The sequence below is a fragment of the Streptomyces sp. NBC_00690 genome, assembly GCF_036226685.1.
GTDB lineage: Bacteria > Actinomycetota > Actinomycetes > Streptomycetales > Streptomycetaceae > Streptomyces.
The window spans coordinates 2,046,699-2,063,121 of record NZ_CP109009.1; the positions used below are offsets into that span (position 1 = coordinate 2,046,699).

The following is a 16,423-nucleotide window of genomic DNA, read 5'->3' on the forward strand; positions in this document are numbered from 1 at the left end:
ACGAGCGACCCGACGATCTGAGCACCCGTGCACCGCCGGGTACGCAGCGACGGCGGGGCTCAGTCGCCGTAGACGGCCCGGAGGGCGTCCTCGGCCGCCGACCGTGCCGCATCGCGGGTGACGCCGAGCCGTCGGGCCCGGTCGGCGAACCCTTGCGCGGCCGTCGCCAGTTCACGGGCCGCCGCATCCGCCGCCGACGCGATGAACGTGCCGTTGCGGCCCCGGGTCTCGATCACCCCGTCCGCCTCCAACGCGCGGTACGCCTTGGCGACGGTGTTCGCGGCCAGGCCGAGTTCTTCGGCGAACCCCCGCACGGTCGGCAGTCGGTAGCCCACCGGAAGCGCTCCGGTGCGCGCCTGCTCGGCGATGCGGGAGCGGAGTTGTTCGAAGGGGGCGATGCCCGAACCGGTATCGATGTCGATCTTCAAGGTCACCGGGTGATTCTCTCCCACCCGGTAGGTCCGCACGGAAGAAATGGAGAGGCGACACGGAACGCGCGCCCGTAGCGTAACGGCACATGACAGTGATCATCAGTGCGTTCCGAAGCGGCGAGGCCCGCGCCGGGAGTCCAACGGACGAGCCGAGCGACGTGGGCTGTCCGTTCGGCGATTTCACCGGCCCGCTCGGCCACGAGGCCCGTGCGAAGGAGGTTCGTCGTGCCCGCACCCTCGGGTGAGCAGACCGTTGCCGTACGGCTGGTGAAGGCGGGGACCGACAAGATCCGGTATCCGGCGGTGCTACTCGCCGACGACGGTGTCCATCTGGTGGTCCGGGCGCCGTGGGCGTACGAAGGCGTCCGCGACTTCGGGTTCGTACGCTTTGAGCCAGGCGATGTGTTCACCGAGCACTACTGGCGGGATCGCTGGTACTCGGTGAAGGAGGTCCGGACGGGTGAGGGGCGGCTCAAGGGCTGGTACTGCGACATCACCAGGCCGGCCCTGTTCGACGGCGACGAGCTGCTGGTGGAGGACCTGGAGCTCGACCTCTGGGTGTCGGCGGACAGTTCCGCGGTGCTGAGGCTGGACGAGGACGAGTTCGCCGCCAGTGGCCTGACACAACGCGACCCCGAGGCTGCCGAGGCAGCCGTCGGGGCGCTGAATGCGTTGGAACGTACGGCGCTCGTCGGGGCGCTGGGTGGATTGCTGACCTACGAGGGGAGCCGCTTGCGGTAGTGCAGGCGATCGTAGGGCCCATCCACCCGGCGCCCTTCCAGCTCGTATCCGTAGCGCGGATAGAGCGCCTGGTTCTCGGTCATCAGGGCGTTCGTGTAGAGCCGGATCTCCGGGAGCCCCAACTCCCGGGCCCTGCTCTCGGCGAAGCCCAGCAGAGCGCGCCCCAGACCCTTCCCATGGGCCTTGGGGTGCACCGCGACCGATTCCAGGAGGAGGTGATCGTCCTGGGGGAGCAGGACGATCACTCCCTGTACCGGGTTTCCCACGACGAACACTCGCCCCGCCGCCACATCGGCCGCGTGGTCCGCCTCCATGGGGGCGGGAACGACTCCGATGCGTTCGATGTAGGGGTGGTAGGCCGCGTCGGTCACGGCCTTCACCACGGTCACATCGGCGGCGATGGCGGGGCGAATGCTCTCGATCATGCAGATACGTTACGTCGAGCCTGGTACTGCTTCTTGATCAAGGGCCAGGCCAGCAGGATCGCGATGATGATGTAGACGACCACCGAGAACGGCGTGTTGACCAGGCCGGAGACACTGCCGTCGCTCAGCTGGAGCGCGCGGCGCAACTGTTGCTCGGCGGCCGGGCCGAGGATCACACCGATGACGGCCGGCAGGACCGGCAGCCCGTAGCGGCGCATGCCGAAACCGATCAGACCGATGATCAGCAGGATGACCAGGTCGATCGCCTCGCCACCGACGGCGTACGCACCGACTCCGGCGAAGAAGAGGATGCCGGCGTACAGGTACGGACGCGGGATCCGCAGCAGCTTGGCCCAGACAGGAGCGAGCGGCAGGTTGAGCGCGAGCAGCAGCACCATGCCGACGAAGAGCGAGGCGATGAGGCCCCACACCAGGTCGGGCTCGCGCTCGAACAGGAGCGGTCCGGGCTGGATGCCGTACTGCTGGAAGGCGGCGAGCATGACGGCCGCGACCGCCGTGGTCGGCAGACCGAGGGTCAGCATGGAGACGAGCGTTCCCGCGGCGGAGGCCGAGGCAGCCGACTCGGGACCGGCGACGCCCTCGATGGCGCCCCTGCCGAACTCGTCCTTGTTCTTGGAGAGCCGCTTCTCGGTGACGTAGGACAGGAAGGTGGGGATCTCCGCACCGCCCGCCGGGATCGCGCCGAAGGGGAATCCGATGAACGGGCCGCGCAGCCAGGGCTTCCAGGTGCGCTTGACGTCGGACTTGTCGAGCCAGGGGCGACCGACCGGGATCGGCTGCGCGGCACCGCGGCGCAGGTGCGCTGCGACCCACAGGGCCTCGCCGATGGCAAAGAGTCCGACGGCGACGATGACGACGTCCACACCGTCGGCGAGTTGGAGCGAGCCGAAGGTCAGACGCTGCTGACCGGTCATCTGGTCCAGACCGATGAGTCCGATGGTCAGACCGATCAGCAGCGAGGCCAGACCGCGGATGCGGGAGGAGCCGAGCACCGAGGTGACCGCGATGAAGGCGAGCACCATGATGGCGAAGTAGTCCGGAGCACCGATGTCCACGGCCATGTCGGCAATGGTCGGGGCGAGGGCGACCAGCAGGATGGTGCCGATCAGACCACCAGCGAAGTGACCGACGGCGGCGGCGGCGAGCGCCTGGGAGCCGCGGCCCGATTTCGCCATCGGATTGCCTTCGATGGCCGCGACCACCGCCGCGCTCTCACCCGGGGTGTTCAACAGGATCGAGGTGGTGGAGCCACCGAACATCGCGCCGTAGTAGATACCGGCGAACATGATGAACGCCCCGGTGGGCTCAAGGCCGTAGGTCACCGGGAGGAGCAGTGCCACCGCCATGGCGGGGCCGATGCCGGGCAGCACGCCGATCGCCGTGCCCAGGAGGACGCCGATCACCGCCCACATCAGGTTGATCGGCGTCAGCGCTGTGCCGAAGCCGTCGATCAGTGAATTGAGAGAGTCCATCGACTAGAGCACCCCCATCAGCGGGCCACCGGGGAGCGGAACGCCGAGCAGATTGTTGAAGAGGTAGTACGTGACCACGGAGAGGACCGCGGCGATCAGGGGGTCTCGCTGGAAGTGCCTGCTGCCGAGGGCGTAGGCGGCCCCCCAGAACAGGAGCGTGCCGGAGATGGGGAAGCCGATCGGGTTGATCAGGATGGCGAAGCCGAGGAAGACACCGGCGAGGAGGAGGACCGTACGCCAGTCGCTCGGCTCGCTCAGGTCGATGTCCTCGCCGCCTTCGGCTTCACCGCGGCCACCGCGCATGACGTCGAACGCCAGCAGTGCGGCGATCACCATCAGGCCGATGCCGACCACGATCGGCACCGTGGTGGGACCGATGGGGCCGCGCTGGGCGATGTCGACGTCCATGGTGAGGGCGTCGGTAAGGACGAGCACTCCCAGGGCGAACAGCATGACGCTGACGCCGAGCTCGGAGTGGTCGCGAAGCCAGGAGCGGTTGTCAGAGGGTCGCGGGACATGTGTGTGGGTGTCGCGTGTGTTCACAGTCCCAGCTCCTTCAGCACGGTGTCCACGCGCTCGTTCTGCTCCTTGAGGAAGTCGCTGAAGTCGTCGCCGACCATGAAGCCGTCGGTCCAACCGTTCTTCTTCAGCGATGCCTGCCATTCCTTGGACTCGTGCAGTTCTTCGACCAGGGTGACGAGCTTCTCGCGCTCACGGTCGGAGATGCCGGGTGGGGCGACGATGCCGCGCCAGTTGGTGAAGTCCGCGTCAAGGTTGGCTTCGCGCAGGGTGGGGGCGTCGAGGCCGGGAACCCGCTCGGTTCCGGTCACGGCCAGCAGTCGCAGCTCGCCCGACTTGATCTGGTCCAGGTACTCACTGACACCCGAGACGCCGAATCCGACCTTGTTGCCGAGGATGGAGGCGAGGAGTTCGCCACCGCCGTCGAAGGGGATGTAGTTGACGTCCTTCGGGGGGATCTTGGCCGCCCGCGCCATCAGCATGGGCGCGAGGTGGTCGGGACCGCCGGGCGAGGAGCCGCCGCCGACGGTGACCTTGCCCGGGTCCTTCTTCCACGCGGCGATCAACTCGTCGATCGTCTCGTACGGGGAGGTCTTCGAGACGACGACGATGTCCTGCTCTTCGGTGAGCCGGGCGATCGGGGTGGTGTCGGCGAGCGTCTTCTCGGACTTGTTCGAGTGGACCGCGCCGACCACGCCGAGGCCCATCGACATGGCGAGCTTGCCGTTGCCGTGCTCGCCGACGAGACGGGTCAGACCGACCGTGCCGCCGGCGCCGGGGAGGTTGAAGACCTCGATGTTGTGAGTAAGTCCGGCGTCTTCGGCATTCTTTGCCATCGTGCGGGCAGTGATGTCATAACCGCCGCCGGGAGTATTGGGGACCATGAAGCGCAAACCGGGGATCTGCGTGCCGGTCTCGGAACCGTCACCCGCACTGAGCAGGGGCGGCCCCACGAACACCAGCAGCGCTGCCCCGAGCAGGGCGAGGGGAGTGCGCAATCGCACGTGAGCCGCCTCTCGGTAGGGATGTGTGAAGTGGCCCACATGTTGCCTGTGCGTTAAGAAAGTGTCTCTCTTCCGGAATCAACGGACGTTGTGGTCATTGTGGTCGCGCCATAGCGTGTGTCCGTGATGAATGTGCTGGTAGTGGACGACGACTTCATGGTCGCCAAGCTGCACAGCCGCTATGTGGCCGCGACCGATGGTTTTAGAGTCGTCGGAGTGGCACACAGCGGTTCCGAGGCTCTGCGTGCAGCTGAGCGACTTCGACCCGACTTGGTCCTCCTTGATATATATCTGCCCGATATGGATGGCTTGTCGGTATTGCGGGAACTGCGGGCCGCCGAGGAGCGGGATGCGACACGGGCCAGCGTGGACGCCTTGTTCATCACCGCCGCCCGGGACGCCGGGGTGGTACGAGCCGCTCTGCGGGCGGGTGCGCTGCACTACCTGATCAAGCCCTTCAACCAGGCGGCGCTCCAGGAGCAGCTGCGGCACGTGGCGTCGCTCCGGTCGCGCTTCGACCGTCTCGGTGAGGCCCGCCAGGAGGACGTGGACCAGATCTTCGGCACCCGGCCGCCGGGCTCCCGAGAGCTGCCGAAGGGGCTCGCCGCCCATACGGCCGAGCTCGTCGAACGGGTCCTGCGGGAGCATCCGGGCGATCTGTCCGCAACCGAGTGCGCGGAGCTCGGTTCCCTGTCCCGGGTGAGCGCCCGCAGGTATCTGGAGTACTTCGTGGAGACCGGTCGGGTAGAAGTCACTCTGCGTTATGGCGGTACGGGACGTCCCGAGCGCCGCTATCGGCTGGTGTGAGGCAGATCCCCCAGCGCCGATTCGTCGTGCGGGCCGACATGGGTGCCTCGACGACCGGTTCGGCGAGCGAGGGCGCCCGGAGCCGTCGAAGTGCCGGGTACCGGGTGCGGGCGACCTGACCTCCGGGCCCACAGCAGGTCCAAGTCGAACGACGAAACAGCCACAGAATGCACCTGACCAGGAGTTTTGTCTCTGCACAAACGTCTCGACGGAAGTTTCGATACAGCGAAAAGACATGAGACCGCCCCTGGCCGAAGAATCGACCAGGGGCGAAGTAGTGATGGCTGAAGGCGTCTCAGACCGCGCCCATGTCCGCGCTGAGCCAGTGCTCGGGACGCATGTGCAACACCACTTGGTCGCCGAGTTCCTTGAGGGCGAAGTCGACATAGCCATCGACTTTTTCCTCGGGAAGGTAACGCGCTGCAATCTCCACCAGTTGCTCATGGGTGGCCGGGGTGGTGTCCACCACCGGACCTTCCACCGAGACATAGCGCACCGTCGGCTCCACCCGGTCGACCATCAGGGAGAACCGCCCAGCATGGGTGATCAGTCGGTGTTTTCGGGAGTCCCGACCGGTCATCACCCAAATGTCGCCGAGCTCGCTGCCGGGTGCGTACTGGTACCAGATCGGCACCGTGAGCGGTGCTCTCCGCTCGTCTCTCTCGGCGACCGCCAGGGCCGCGATGTGCGGTTCGGCCAGGAACTTCTCTCGCTCTTCGCGGGTCAGGGCCACAACAGCTCCTTCGCTCAGGACGGACGGGTGCCCGATGGCCGAAGGGGGCAACACCCTTCCTCAGCCACCGCTTAGCGCCTCCTTAAAACAAGGATAAGGATCTCGGACATTCCGCCGTCCGCACCTTCTTCGGGTTTGCGAGGGGCTAACTTGCGTACCGCCGAGGTCGATTCGAACAGCCGCTCCACCGGCGCTCGGGATGGCCACTCCCGTACGGGTCGATCCGGTATCCCCCCATAACCCTCGATGAGGAGAACGACACGATGACCGCTCGCCGCAAGGTCGCCATGGTTGCCGCACTCGGTATCGCACCGATCGCCCTGACCGCGCTGGCCGCCGCGCCCGCTGTCGGCCACGGCTCCATGAAGGACCCGGTCAGCCGGATCGCGGCCTGCTTCGCCGAGGGCCCGGAGAACCCGGACACCGATGCTTGTAAGGCACTCGTCGCCGCCGGTGGCACCCAGCCGCTGTACGACTGGAACGAGGTCAACATCGGTGACGTGGCAGGCGCACACAAGACGCGGATCCCGGACGGCAAGCTGTGCAGCGTCGGCCGTGACAAGTACAAGGGTCTCGACGCGCCGCGCGCCGACTGGCCGTCGACCGCGATGACGTCCGGCAACAACACCTTCCGCTGGCGTGCCACCGCCCCCCACCGGGGCACGCTGGAGCTGTACATCACCAAGGACAGCTACAACCCCACCCAGCCCCTGAAGTGGTCGGACCTGGAGGCCCAGCCGTTCGCTTCGGTGACCAACCCGCCGCTGGAGAACGGTTCGTACGTCTTCAACGGAACCGTCCCGAACAAGTCGGGCCGTCACCTGGTCTACTCCATCCTTCAGCGCTCTGACTCGCCCGAGGCGTTCTACACCTGCTCCGACGTGGTCTTCGGAGGTGGCGGCGGCAACGCGTCCAACCCGGAGCCCGCCAAGGCTCCGTCGGACGCGGCCATCGAGCAGGGCGCCGCCAAGTCCGACGTCGACCACAACGGCAAGGGCGGGGACACCCCGACCGAGGTCAAGAAGAACGCCGCCTACACCGGCAGCGACAGCGGCTCGCAGCCCGCCGCCGAGGCGCCCGCCGCAAAGGAAGAGGCCCCGGTCAACGCCCCCGAGGTCCAGGGTGCGACCGAGAACCTCGCCGAGACCGGTGGCGACAGCAACACCACCTACGTCGCGATCGGTGGAGCCGCGGCACTCGCGCTCGGCGCCGCTGCGATGTTCGGCACGACCCGCCGTCGCGCGGCGCGTAACGGCCGCTGATGACCGTCTGACGACGCACTGACCGGTGATGCGCCTGCACGTCCGCCCTGGTGGTGGGCGTGTGGGCGGTGCGTCGTCAGCGGCTCGCCGGGCACGGGGGGCCCGGCGAGCATCAACCCCACCCTCCCCCGACCTGTTGGGCGACCGAGGGGCCCGACACCCGGACGGGCGCAATTCCGCGACCATTCGGACCCGTCCGGACTGCGCCTTCGCCGCCCCGCCCCGAACGTGGGGCCATGACGCGCACACCCGACCACCCTCCCCCGGTCCAGCGAGGACCGGGATTTCTCGCCGAGGCCAAGGACGCGGTGACGCTGCGTGCCGCTGTGCTGGTGTTCGGGGTGCTCGCCCTGCAACTGGCCTTCATCACTTCGTACATCGGCGCCTTCCACGAACCGACGCCGCACGAGGTCCCGCTGGCCGTCGTCGCCCCGACGCAGCCGGTGGCCCGGGAGGCCGCCGGGCGACTCGCGGACCTGCCGGGAGACCCACTGGATACGCGCGTGGTGACCGACGAAGCGACCGCACGCAAGCAGATCGAGAACCGTGAGATCGACGGCGCCCTCGTCGTGAGGCCCCGGAGCACCAGTGACACCCTCCTGGTGGCCAGTGCGTCCGGCGCGTCCCTCTCCCAGGCGATCGAAGAGACCGTGGCCGACGCCCAACGGGCCGAGCGGCGGTCCCTGACGGTCGTCGACGTCGTTCCCGACTCCCCCGGTGACGCCCGGGGCCTGTCGTCCTTCTACCTGGTCATCGGTTGGTGCGTGGGCGGATACCTCTGCGCCGCGGTCCTGGCGATCAGTGCGGGGGCACGGCCGGCCAACACCCATCGGGCGCTCATCCGCCTCGGTGTCCTGCTCGTGTACTCCATCGTCGCCGGACTGCTCGGTACGGTGATCGCCGGCCCGATCCTGGGCGCTCTGACGGGCAGTGTTCCCGCGCTGTGGGGGCTCGGCTCGCTGCTGGTCTTCACCGTGGGCGCGATCACGCTCGCGCTCCAGGGCCTCGCCGGGATCGTCGGCATCGGCCTGGCGATCCTGCTCGTGGTCGTCCTCGGCAACCCGAGCGCCGGCGGCGCCTACCCCTACCCGCTGCTGCCGCCGTTCTGGAAGGCGATCGGGCCCGCGCTGCCGCCGGGGGCGGGAACCTTCGCGGCGCGCTCGATCACCTACTTCCGGGGCCAGGCCATGACCGGTCCGATGCTGGTGCTCTCCGCCTGGGCGGTGGGCGGCGCCCTTCTGACCCTGCTCTGCGCACGGCTGCGCCGGGAACCGGCACCCGGGTCGGCCGAACGGTCCGGTCCGCCGTCGGCGGACCGGACCGGGGCCTGAGCCGGTGCCGGGTCAGCCGATCCGTGCGCCGTACGCCTGGAGCGCTTCGGTCACGGGCTGGAAGAACGTCACGCCGCCCGCCGAACAGTTCCCGCTACCACCGGACGTGAGTCCTATGGCGGTGGAACCGGCGAACAGCGAACCGCCGCTGTCACCGGGCTCCGCACACACATCGGTACGGATCAGACCGTTGACGATGTCCCCGTTCCCGTAGTTCACGGTGGCGTCGAGCGCGGTGACCCGCCCGCCGTGGACCTGAGTGGTGGACCCGCTGCGCTGCACCTGCATGCCGACGGTGGCCTCACCCGCCGAACTGATCGACTGCGCGCTGCCGTCGTACAGGTTGACCTCGCTGGGCTGTTGGGCGCTGCCGTTGTACTTCACCAACGCGTAGTCGTCGCCGGGGAAGCGCGAGTCGGCCATGGTGCCCAGCGCCGATCCGCCGGCCGAAGCGGACCAGGAACTGCCCGCAGCCCCGCAGTGCCCGGCGGTGAGGAAGTGGGGGGCACCGTCCTTGACCACGTTGAAGCCGAGCGAGCAGCGTCCCCCGCCCGAGTGGATGGCGTCGCCACCGGCGATCAGGGGCGTGAACTCCCCCGCCGTACGGTGGAGTTCGACGCGCTCGCCGAGGTCGGCCACGACCGCGCCGAGCCGCTTCCAGTCGGCTCCCGTGACGGTGCGGTCAGCGGTGACCTGGACCTTGTTGGTCACGGGGTCCACCGCCCAGGAAGTGCCGGGCAGGGATGCCTTGTCGGTGAGGACCGCGCGGGCCGCCGCCAGTTGGTCCAGGCTGTGGGCCACCACCTCGGCCCGGGCGCCGGCCGAGCGGACGGACCGGGCGGCCTTCTCGTCGACGACGTTCACCACCAGGGCTCGGGCATCGGTGTCGTAGTAGCTTCCGGCTGAGGCGCTCGGGCCCAGTTTCGCGGTGAGCGTCTCCCCGAGGCTGCCGGCCGTCGTGGCCGACAGCTTCTTCACGACGGGTTGTACCGTGGGCTCGCTCGCCCCCGCGCTCTGGATGGTGAGGGTCGCGCCGGTCAGTGCGATGACAGCTCCGCACACGGCTGCCATTCTCGTCCGGGATATGCGTCGGTGCTTCAACGTCGACCTCCTGTGGGGCCGTGTCCGGGCGAAGAGGGTCCCGGGACACGGAGGATGGGGCGCCCACTATGGCGAGACCGATGTAAGGCACACAAGACTGGCTACCGGACGGTCACACGACCATGCGCGGGCGTTCACCGCGCCTTCACGTCGTCCGCCCCGGCGGTTGTCACATCGTGGGGAATGTCGTGACTAAATGTCGACAAAGGTTCCCGCCGTCCAGGCTTCTGATGGGTAATCATCATGAGGTGGGGAATGCCACAGACGCATGGAAGGCCACACAGGACACGTGGGGATCACATGGATCGGAGGGGGCGGGGGTGCGACGTCGGGTGCGCGCGGCGGACGGGCGGCATCTGATGGTGGAGCGACTCGGCGATCCGCGGGGCAGGCCCGTCTTCCTTCTGCACGGCACTCCGGGTAGCCGACTCGGCCCGGCCCCGCGCGGCATGGTCCTCTACCAGAGCCGTACGCAACTGATCGCCTACGACCGCCCCGGGTACGGCGGTTCGGACCGGCTCGCCGGGCGCAGCGTGTGCGATGTCGCCGAGGACGTCCGCGCCATCGCCGATGAACTCGGGCTCGAACGCTTCGCCGTGGTCGGCCGTTCCGGTGGCGCGCCCCACGCCCTGGCGTGCGCGGCCCTGATGCCGGACCGGGTCACCCGTACCGCAGCACTGGTCACCCTCGCTCCGCGGGATGCCGACGGCCTCGACTGGTTCGAGGGAATGGCGGCGTCCAACGTCCTGGAGTACACCTCGGCCGTCACCGACCCGGCCGGACTGACAGAGCGGTTCATCCTGCGGTCCGCCGAGATCCGGAAGGACCCGATACGGCTCCTCAACGACCTTCGGCGGGAGTTGACCGACTCCGATCGGATGGTGGTCAAGGACGCCGGCGTGCGGTCGATGCTGCTTCGCAACTACCACGAGGCGCTGCGGACTTCCGCCTACGGATGGATCGACGACGCGCTCGCCTTCAGCAGCCCCTGGGGCTTCGATCCTGCGGACATCAGCGGGCAGGTGATGCTCTGGCACGGGGAGCAGGACGTCTTCTCACCCGTGGGGCACTCGCGCTGGCTGGCCGAGCGGATTCCCGGCGCCACGGCGGTCCTTGAGCCCACCGCGGCCCATTTCGACGCCCTGCACGCGCTGCCCGGCATCCTCACCTGGCTGTTGGACGACTGAGGGCGTCGCAGGCCCCCGCAGGTCGCGCACGTCCGCGAGGACACAGAGACACGGAGGCACAGGGACGCAGAGGTGCGGGGACGAGGTGCGGGGGCGCTGTCCCTCCCCCGCACCTCGGCGGCGGCGATCACACGGCGAGCGGCTCCAGGTCCCGGTGCACCCGTCGCTCATCACGGGCGATCCGGGTCAGTGCATGGTCCTCCCCCACCTGTCGCTGGAGTTCCTCCACGGTTTCCAGGCGCAGGGCCGTGGCCTCGTCCTTGCGCCCGAGCATCCCCAGCGTCACCGCGAGATTCGAAGCGATGCCCAGCACTTCGGGGTGGTAGGGGCCGAGGACCTCGCGCAGCCGGGTGACGGTTCGCTGCTCGATCTGGAGGGCGTGCTGAAGTCCGCCCAGGTCCGCCTGTGCGTTGGCGAGGTTGATGGTGCTGTAGAGGGTGTGGGGATGTGCCTCTCCCAGTACCTCGGTCATCGTCTTGACCACCTTCTGCAACAGCTGCTCCGCGGTCTCCGGATCGCCGCAGCCCCAGTGGAAGATGCCCAGGTTGTTGATGGCTGCCAGGGTGTACGGATGGCGCTCACCCGGCACCAACATGTACTCGTCCACCACCTCCTGTGCCAGATCGCGGGCGGCGACCGGCTCATTGGCCGCGAAGAGGTCCGCCGCCAGATTGAGGTCACAGGCGAGCAGATCCGGATTGGCCGAGGTGTAGCGGGCGCGGTAGCGGTTGCGGGTCGCGGTGGTCAGTCGGCGGGCGTCCTCCAGCCGACCGGCACGGCGCAAGGAGACCGCGAGGCTCTTCGCCGCGGCAAGGGTGCCGGGGAAGGTACGGCCCAACTGTTCCTTGTGGAGTTCGTAGGTCCGGCTCAGCAAGGAGACGGAGTCCTCGTACCGGCCCACTTCCCGCAGGTCCCTGGCGAGGTTCATGGCGGAGGAGAGGGTGTACGGGTGCTCCGGTCCCAGCACCTCGGTCCGACGGTCGAAGACCTCCTGGTCGATCTCCAGCGCACGGGAGTACAGACCGGTCATCCGGAGGTTCAGCGCCAGGTTGTTGGCGGCGGCCAGGGTCCGCGGGTGGGACTCGTGGAAGATCTGGCTGAAGCCCTCATGGGCCTCGGTCGCCAACTCCATGGCCTCGGCGTACCGGCCGAGCGTGCCGAAGTCCATGGCCAGACCGCTGGTGGTCATGTACGTGTGCGGATGGGTGGGACCGAGCACCTCCCGCTGACGCTCCAAGGTCACCTCGTCGAACTCCTTGGCCTCCACATACCGGCCCTGCGAACGGTAGATGTTGGAGATGTGGAAGCGCAGGTACAGGTACTGGAGGTCCTTGTTGCCCAGCTTGGCCCGCCAGACCGTGCGGACCTCGTTGGCGAGCGTGGAGGCGCTGGACCAGTCGCCGCGCTTCCACAGATATCGCACCCGGTCGATGATCAGTCGGCGGGTCTCGGGCTCCTTGCAGTCCCACGCCTCCGACGTGCCCAGATGCGGCCAGATGATGGCGAACCGCGGCCAGGTCTCGGGGTTGTCGATGGGCTCGTCGTCGTCGGGGCGCGCTCCCGCGAGCACACGGTGCACGGCGTGCCGCGCGTCCCGCTGCTCCTCCTCGGTCAACTGCGCCCGGATCACGGCCTGCACCAGCCGATGGACCTGGATGCTGTTGTTGACCTGGTCCACCTTGGCCAGCGCGAAACGGCCGATCTCCCGGATGACCCGCCCGAGGACCAACTTCTCCTGGAGGGAGGCGTCATAGGGCTTCAGGGCCTCGATCATCTCCTTGCTGTAGAGGAGGTTGGCCGAGATGGGCTCGGGGGCGAAGAACGCACAGAGTTGCAGCAGCCGCACCGCGGCGGGTGATCGCTCCTTGAGCCGTTCGATGGAGACGTTCCAGGTGGCGGCGACCGGCTGGGGGTAGCCGGCCGGCTGGTTCAGCGCGAGGACGCTAGTGGCCTGGACGCGCAGTTCTTCGAGGTAGTCGGCGACCGGGGTCGCCGTTTCGGCGATCCAGGCAGCGGCCTGTTCCACGGCCAGCGGAAGGTCACCGACCGCGGTGGCCACCTGGTCGGCGTCGGCCAGCGTCAGTCCGCGGGCCCTGCGCTGAAGGTGTTCGATCGACTCCTCGCGGGTGAAGACGTCGATGGGGAGGGCGTCCCCGTACTGGGACCAGGTCTGGTTGCGGGAGGTGACCAAGATGTGGCCGGGCCCCTGCGGAGGGAAGAACCGTTTCAGGGCCTCCGGGTCGTCGGCGTTGTCGAAGACCAGCAGCCAACGGGAGGAGGGCACACCGCGCCGCAGCAGATCGATGGCCTCACGCGACGCCGACGCCATGTCCTCACCGCCCTGGGCCCCTAGGCGCACGGCGAGTTCGGCGAGCCCTGCGATCACGTCGTCCGGCTGTTCCGCCGGGATCCACCACACCAGGTCGTAGTCCGCCATGAACCGGTGGACGTACTCGATGGCGACCTGCGTCTTGCCCACGCCACCGAGCCCGTAGAGGGTCTGCGGCTGGGGCAGCACGGCGGCCACGGTCATTCCGCCGCCGAGCCGGTCACGCATCCGTTCCAGCGCCACCGACCGCCCGGTGAACCCGGGGTTGCGGGGCGGGGCGTTCCAGATCTTGGGCACCGTGCCGGGGAAGCGGGGGCCCGGCGAGGCGGTATCCGGCAGTTGCGCTGGCCGGTCCAGCGCCCGCAGCAGAGCGGCGGACGCCTGCACCTCGTCGAGCCGGAAGAGGTCCACGGGATTGCGGTCGAGATAGGGCGAGGTCAGTCGTACGTCCCCGACCCGGATGGGCAACAGATGGTGGCGACCGCCGGTCGGGTCCTCCGCCGCCGCCCGCTGCCACAACTCCGTGGCCCGGGTCGACTTGAGGTAGGAGCCGGACAGCAGGATCACCGTTCGCGACGCCGAGTCGGCCGTCGCCTCGTCGTCGGGGTGCGGTTCGGCGGTGACATCGCGCGGAATGACGCGGAAGCCGGCCCGGGAGAGGACAGACTCGATCCAATCCGCCCACATGCGGTTCTCCGCCGCATAGCTGAGGAAGAGATCGGCGGGGAGTGCGGGTCGACGCCGGGTGAAGGCGTCGCGGATGCGCAGTCGGATCTCGTCGCTGACCGCGGGCATGGAGGTGATCTCCCGCTCTGTGATCACCGTCGCCAGCCGTTCGAAGGCGGAGAGCAGAGAATTGGTGAGTCCCGTCTCGTCGCCGAAGGTGGCGAGGGTCTCCTCGTAGGCGTAGTACGGCCGGTAGGGGATTTCCACCGCGCCCCAGTACGAGGTGAGTTCCTCACCCGCGAGACCGCTGGGGAAGCCGTCGAACTTCACCCGGGCGAGAGCCCGCCCCGCGTCGGCCTTCTCCTTCTCCCCCTCGTCGATCCGCATGGGCACGGGATAGATCTTGATGCCCCTGCCGCCGTACCGTTCGTCGATCTGCCGGGCCACGGAAGCCGCGCCGTCGATGGACTGGTCGCTCAGGGTGAAGCAGTCGACGAGGATGTCGGGGAGGTGCACCGTACAGATGTCGGCGATGTCGCTGAGCCCGGTGCGGCTGTCGATGAGGACGTAGTCGTAGTTCGCCTTCATGTCATCGCGCAGCGCGTCGAAGAAGAGGCCGCCGCCGAGTCGATCGTAGAAGTTGTCCCAGTCGAAGGTGGACACCGTCGCGGAGTACTCGCGGTTCTGCCGACCCGCTGAGACGAAGTCGAGGGTGCCGCCGTCCGGGAACTCCCAGCCGAGGTTCTCCGGGGTGAGGGAGACGGCGTGCGGTTGGATGCGGGCGTAGTCCAGGTGCCAGTCGTCACGGCGCGCCGTCTCCGGAGTAATGGCGGCCCATGCGTACTCGGTGATCAGATCGATGACACCCGTGGTGGCACCGAGGGTGGAGGGATCGAGGAAAGGGTGGAAGAACCGGTGCAGGCCGGGTGCTTCCAGGTCCCAGTCCACGGCCAGGACGCGCTTGCCGTTGGCCGCGAGGATCCACGCCGTGTTGGCCAGGGCCATCGTGCGCCCCGTGCCTCCTTTGTACGAGTAGAAGGTGACGATGCGTCCGTCACGATTGGCTGTCATCCGTGTCCTCCGCATCGGGGGCTGTTCCACGCGTCGGTGGGGCGAAGTGGGTGGTGCCGTACTCGGCCATCGGGCCGCGGAGTCTGGGGCGCTCGGGCCGCGAGGAGCCGGCGGGCGGGGTCGGCGGATAGACCGCGGCGTGCCGGAGGTATTCCTGGGCCGCCGCCTCCACGACCTGTGGCAGCATCTGCCCGAACGCCTCCATGCTGAGCACACCCTTGGCCGCGGCCCGACAGGCGGCCCGGCCCTGTCTCATCTGGTGCGGCATGGTCCGCTCCAACTTCTCGACGAGTTGTGCCTCGGAGGTCCGGCTCTGGGGGTCATCGCGGTTCCAGGGGACGACGACGCTCACCCAGGGCCGGGGTTCCGCGTCGAAGGCGGCCAGCCGGGCGCAGCGATCGTCGTCCTCCAGCGCCCAGCGGTCGACGAGGAGTATCTCGGGACGGGTGGGCGGCTGATGGAGATCGGGTGGCACCTCGTGGTCGAACGAGGAGATCGTGGCCTGGTAGTTGAGGGAGCGGACCAGGTCCTGCGCCACATACGCGAGGGGGCGCGCGGACTCGGGGTGGTAGGGGTTCCAGTCCTGCGACTGCTTGCCGTAGTAGGCGGGAGAGCGACCGTCGGGCAGATCGTGCCGGGTGGGAGCGGCGATCATCAGATGCATGGGACGGGGGCCGCCGGTGGCCTTGCCGAAGGCACTGGGCGCATGGCGGTAGTCGACGGGACTGCCGGAGGCTATGCGGGTGGTGTCGGCGACGCTGACGATGCGCTTGGCCAGTTCATAGACCGCGGCTTCGTACTCCTCGGCGAATATCCGCAGTTTGATCAGGCCGTAGAGGCCGTCGGTGACATAGCGGTCGCCGAAGGCGCCGTGGTTGAACTGGAGTCGTTCAGCGGGGCCGGGTAAGTGCTCGGGCGGTATGGGGACCCAGAGGGCCGGGACGATCGCCTCGGCGGACCGGTTGCTCTTGGCCTGGTGGTAGATGGCGCGTTGGGCGAAGGCGTACCACTCCTTGCCGCACATCTCGCTGGCGAAGTAGCGGGGGGAGAAGAGCGGGACGAAGACCCGGCAGTTGGCCAGGACCTCGCCGAGGCGTTCCGACCAGCCTTCTCCCGAACGGATCTCACGGTCGATGAATCCGGCCTGAGCCCCGGCCGGGAGATCGGTCATGGCCATCACATGGCCGCAGAGATCGCGGAACAGCCGTTCCACCCACATGTCGGGGTCGGGGCCGCCCGCCCCGTAGCGGGGGGTGTGCGCGTAGCTCAGGAAGAAGTATGGGCGATGGTCCGCCGTACGCTGCGCTGAATCCGACACACGAC

General features: G+C 68.4%; 15 protein-coding genes. 6 read left to right on the forward strand and 9 right to left on the reverse strand.

What is annotated here, in order from left to right:
* Positions 1-59 precede the first annotated feature (59 nt).
* The gene (locus OID54_RS09035; protein ID WP_329016545.1) at positions 60-434 is read right to left on the reverse strand and encodes a GntR family transcriptional regulator; all 375 of its coding nucleotides are present in this window, start codon (positions 432-434) and stop codon (positions 60-62) included.
* Positions 435-517: 83 nt separating this feature from the next.
* On the opposite strand from OID54_RS09035, the gene OID54_RS09040 reads away from it, so the two are divergent.
* Positions 518-676 (forward strand): hypothetical protein, encoded by a 159-nt coding sequence (locus tag OID54_RS09040; RefSeq protein ID WP_329016547.1) that lies wholly within the window; start codon positions 518-520, stop codon positions 674-676.
* A complete protein-coding gene (locus OID54_RS09045) occupies positions 657-1,172 on the forward strand; it encodes a DUF402 domain-containing protein (RefSeq protein ID WP_329016550.1) in 516 nt (171 codons plus the stop codon). Before OID54_RS09040 ends, OID54_RS09045 begins: the two co-directional genes overlap by 20 nt.
* On the opposite strand, the gene OID54_RS09050 is transcribed toward OID54_RS09045, so the two are convergent.
* The 4 genes from OID54_RS09050 to OID54_RS09065 are packed head-to-tail and all read right to left on the reverse strand — an operon-like array spanning position 1,148 to position 4,613.
* Positions 1,148-1,597: a GNAT family N-acetyltransferase gene (locus OID54_RS09050; RefSeq protein ID WP_329016553.1), complete on the reverse strand. Its 450-nt coding sequence runs from the start codon at positions 1,595-1,597 to the stop codon at positions 1,148-1,150. The two genes, OID54_RS09045 and OID54_RS09050, sit on opposite strands and share 25 nt — an antisense overlap.
* Positions 1,594-3,090, reverse strand: a complete 1,497-nt coding sequence (locus OID54_RS09055; protein ID WP_329016555.1) for a tripartite tricarboxylate transporter permease — start codon at positions 3,088-3,090, stop codon at positions 1,594-1,596. Before OID54_RS09055 ends, OID54_RS09050 begins: the two co-directional genes overlap by 4 nt.
* A gap of 3 nt (positions 3,091-3,093) precedes the next feature.
* Complete coding sequence (locus OID54_RS09060) at positions 3,094-3,633, reverse strand: tripartite tricarboxylate transporter TctB family protein (protein WP_329016558.1); 540 nt, start codon at positions 3,631-3,633, stop codon at positions 3,094-3,096.
* Entirely contained in the window at positions 3,630-4,613 is a 984-nt protein-coding gene (locus tag OID54_RS09065) for a Bug family tripartite tricarboxylate transporter substrate binding protein (RefSeq protein ID WP_329016561.1), read from the reverse strand. Before OID54_RS09065 ends, OID54_RS09060 begins: the two co-directional genes overlap by 4 nt.
* A 126-nt stretch (positions 4,614-4,739) precedes the next feature.
* Here OID54_RS09065 and OID54_RS09070 point away from each other — a divergent pair, with 126 nt between their 5' ends.
* On the forward strand, positions 4,740-5,420 hold the full coding sequence (locus tag OID54_RS09070; RefSeq protein ID WP_329027350.1) for a response regulator: 681 nt from the start codon (positions 4,740-4,742) through the stop codon (positions 5,418-5,420).
* Between the two features lie 295 nt (positions 5,421-5,715).
* On the opposite strand, the gene OID54_RS09075 is transcribed toward OID54_RS09070, so the two are convergent.
* Entirely contained in the window at positions 5,716-6,153 is a 438-nt protein-coding gene (locus tag OID54_RS09075; protein WP_329016564.1) for a pyridoxamine 5'-phosphate oxidase family protein, read from the reverse strand.
* Positions 6,154-6,416: 263 nt separating this feature from the next.
* Between OID54_RS09075 and OID54_RS09080 the strand changes: the two genes are divergently transcribed.
* Both OID54_RS09080 and OID54_RS09085 read left to right on the forward strand, forming a co-directional pair.
* On the forward strand, positions 6,417-7,415 hold the full coding sequence (locus OID54_RS09080; RefSeq protein ID WP_329016568.1) for a lytic polysaccharide monooxygenase auxiliary activity family 9 protein: 999 nt from the start codon (positions 6,417-6,419) through the stop codon (positions 7,413-7,415).
* Positions 7,416-7,651: 236 nt separating this feature from the next.
* Entirely contained in the window at positions 7,652-8,746 is a 1,095-nt protein-coding gene (locus OID54_RS09085; RefSeq protein ID WP_329016571.1) for a DUF3533 domain-containing protein, read from the forward strand.
* 12 nt (positions 8,747-8,758) lie between these two features.
* Here OID54_RS09085 and OID54_RS09090 read toward each other — a convergent pair whose 3' ends face one another.
* Positions 8,759-9,847 (reverse strand): S1 family peptidase, encoded by a 1,089-nt coding sequence (locus OID54_RS09090; protein ID WP_329016574.1) that lies wholly within the window; start codon positions 9,845-9,847, stop codon positions 8,759-8,761.
* Between the two features lie 320 nt (positions 9,848-10,167).
* Here OID54_RS09090 and OID54_RS09095 point away from each other — a divergent pair, with 320 nt between their 5' ends.
* A complete protein-coding gene (locus OID54_RS09095; RefSeq protein ID WP_329016577.1) occupies positions 10,168-11,034 on the forward strand; it encodes an alpha/beta fold hydrolase in 867 nt (288 codons plus the stop codon).
* A gap of 127 nt (positions 11,035-11,161) precedes the next feature.
* On the opposite strand, the gene fxsT is transcribed toward OID54_RS09095, so the two are convergent.
* On the reverse strand, positions 11,162-15,100 hold the full coding sequence (fxsT, locus tag OID54_RS09100; protein ID WP_329016580.1) for an FxSxx-COOH system tetratricopeptide repeat protein: 3,939 nt from the start codon (positions 15,098-15,100) through the stop codon (positions 11,162-11,164).
* Positions 15,084-16,418 (reverse strand): TIR-like protein FxsC, encoded by a 1,335-nt coding sequence (locus tag OID54_RS09105; RefSeq protein ID WP_329016582.1) that lies wholly within the window; start codon positions 16,416-16,418, stop codon positions 15,084-15,086. The genes fxsT and OID54_RS09105 overlap by 17 nt, the downstream gene beginning before the upstream one ends.
* Positions 16,419-16,423: the final 5 nt, after the last annotated feature.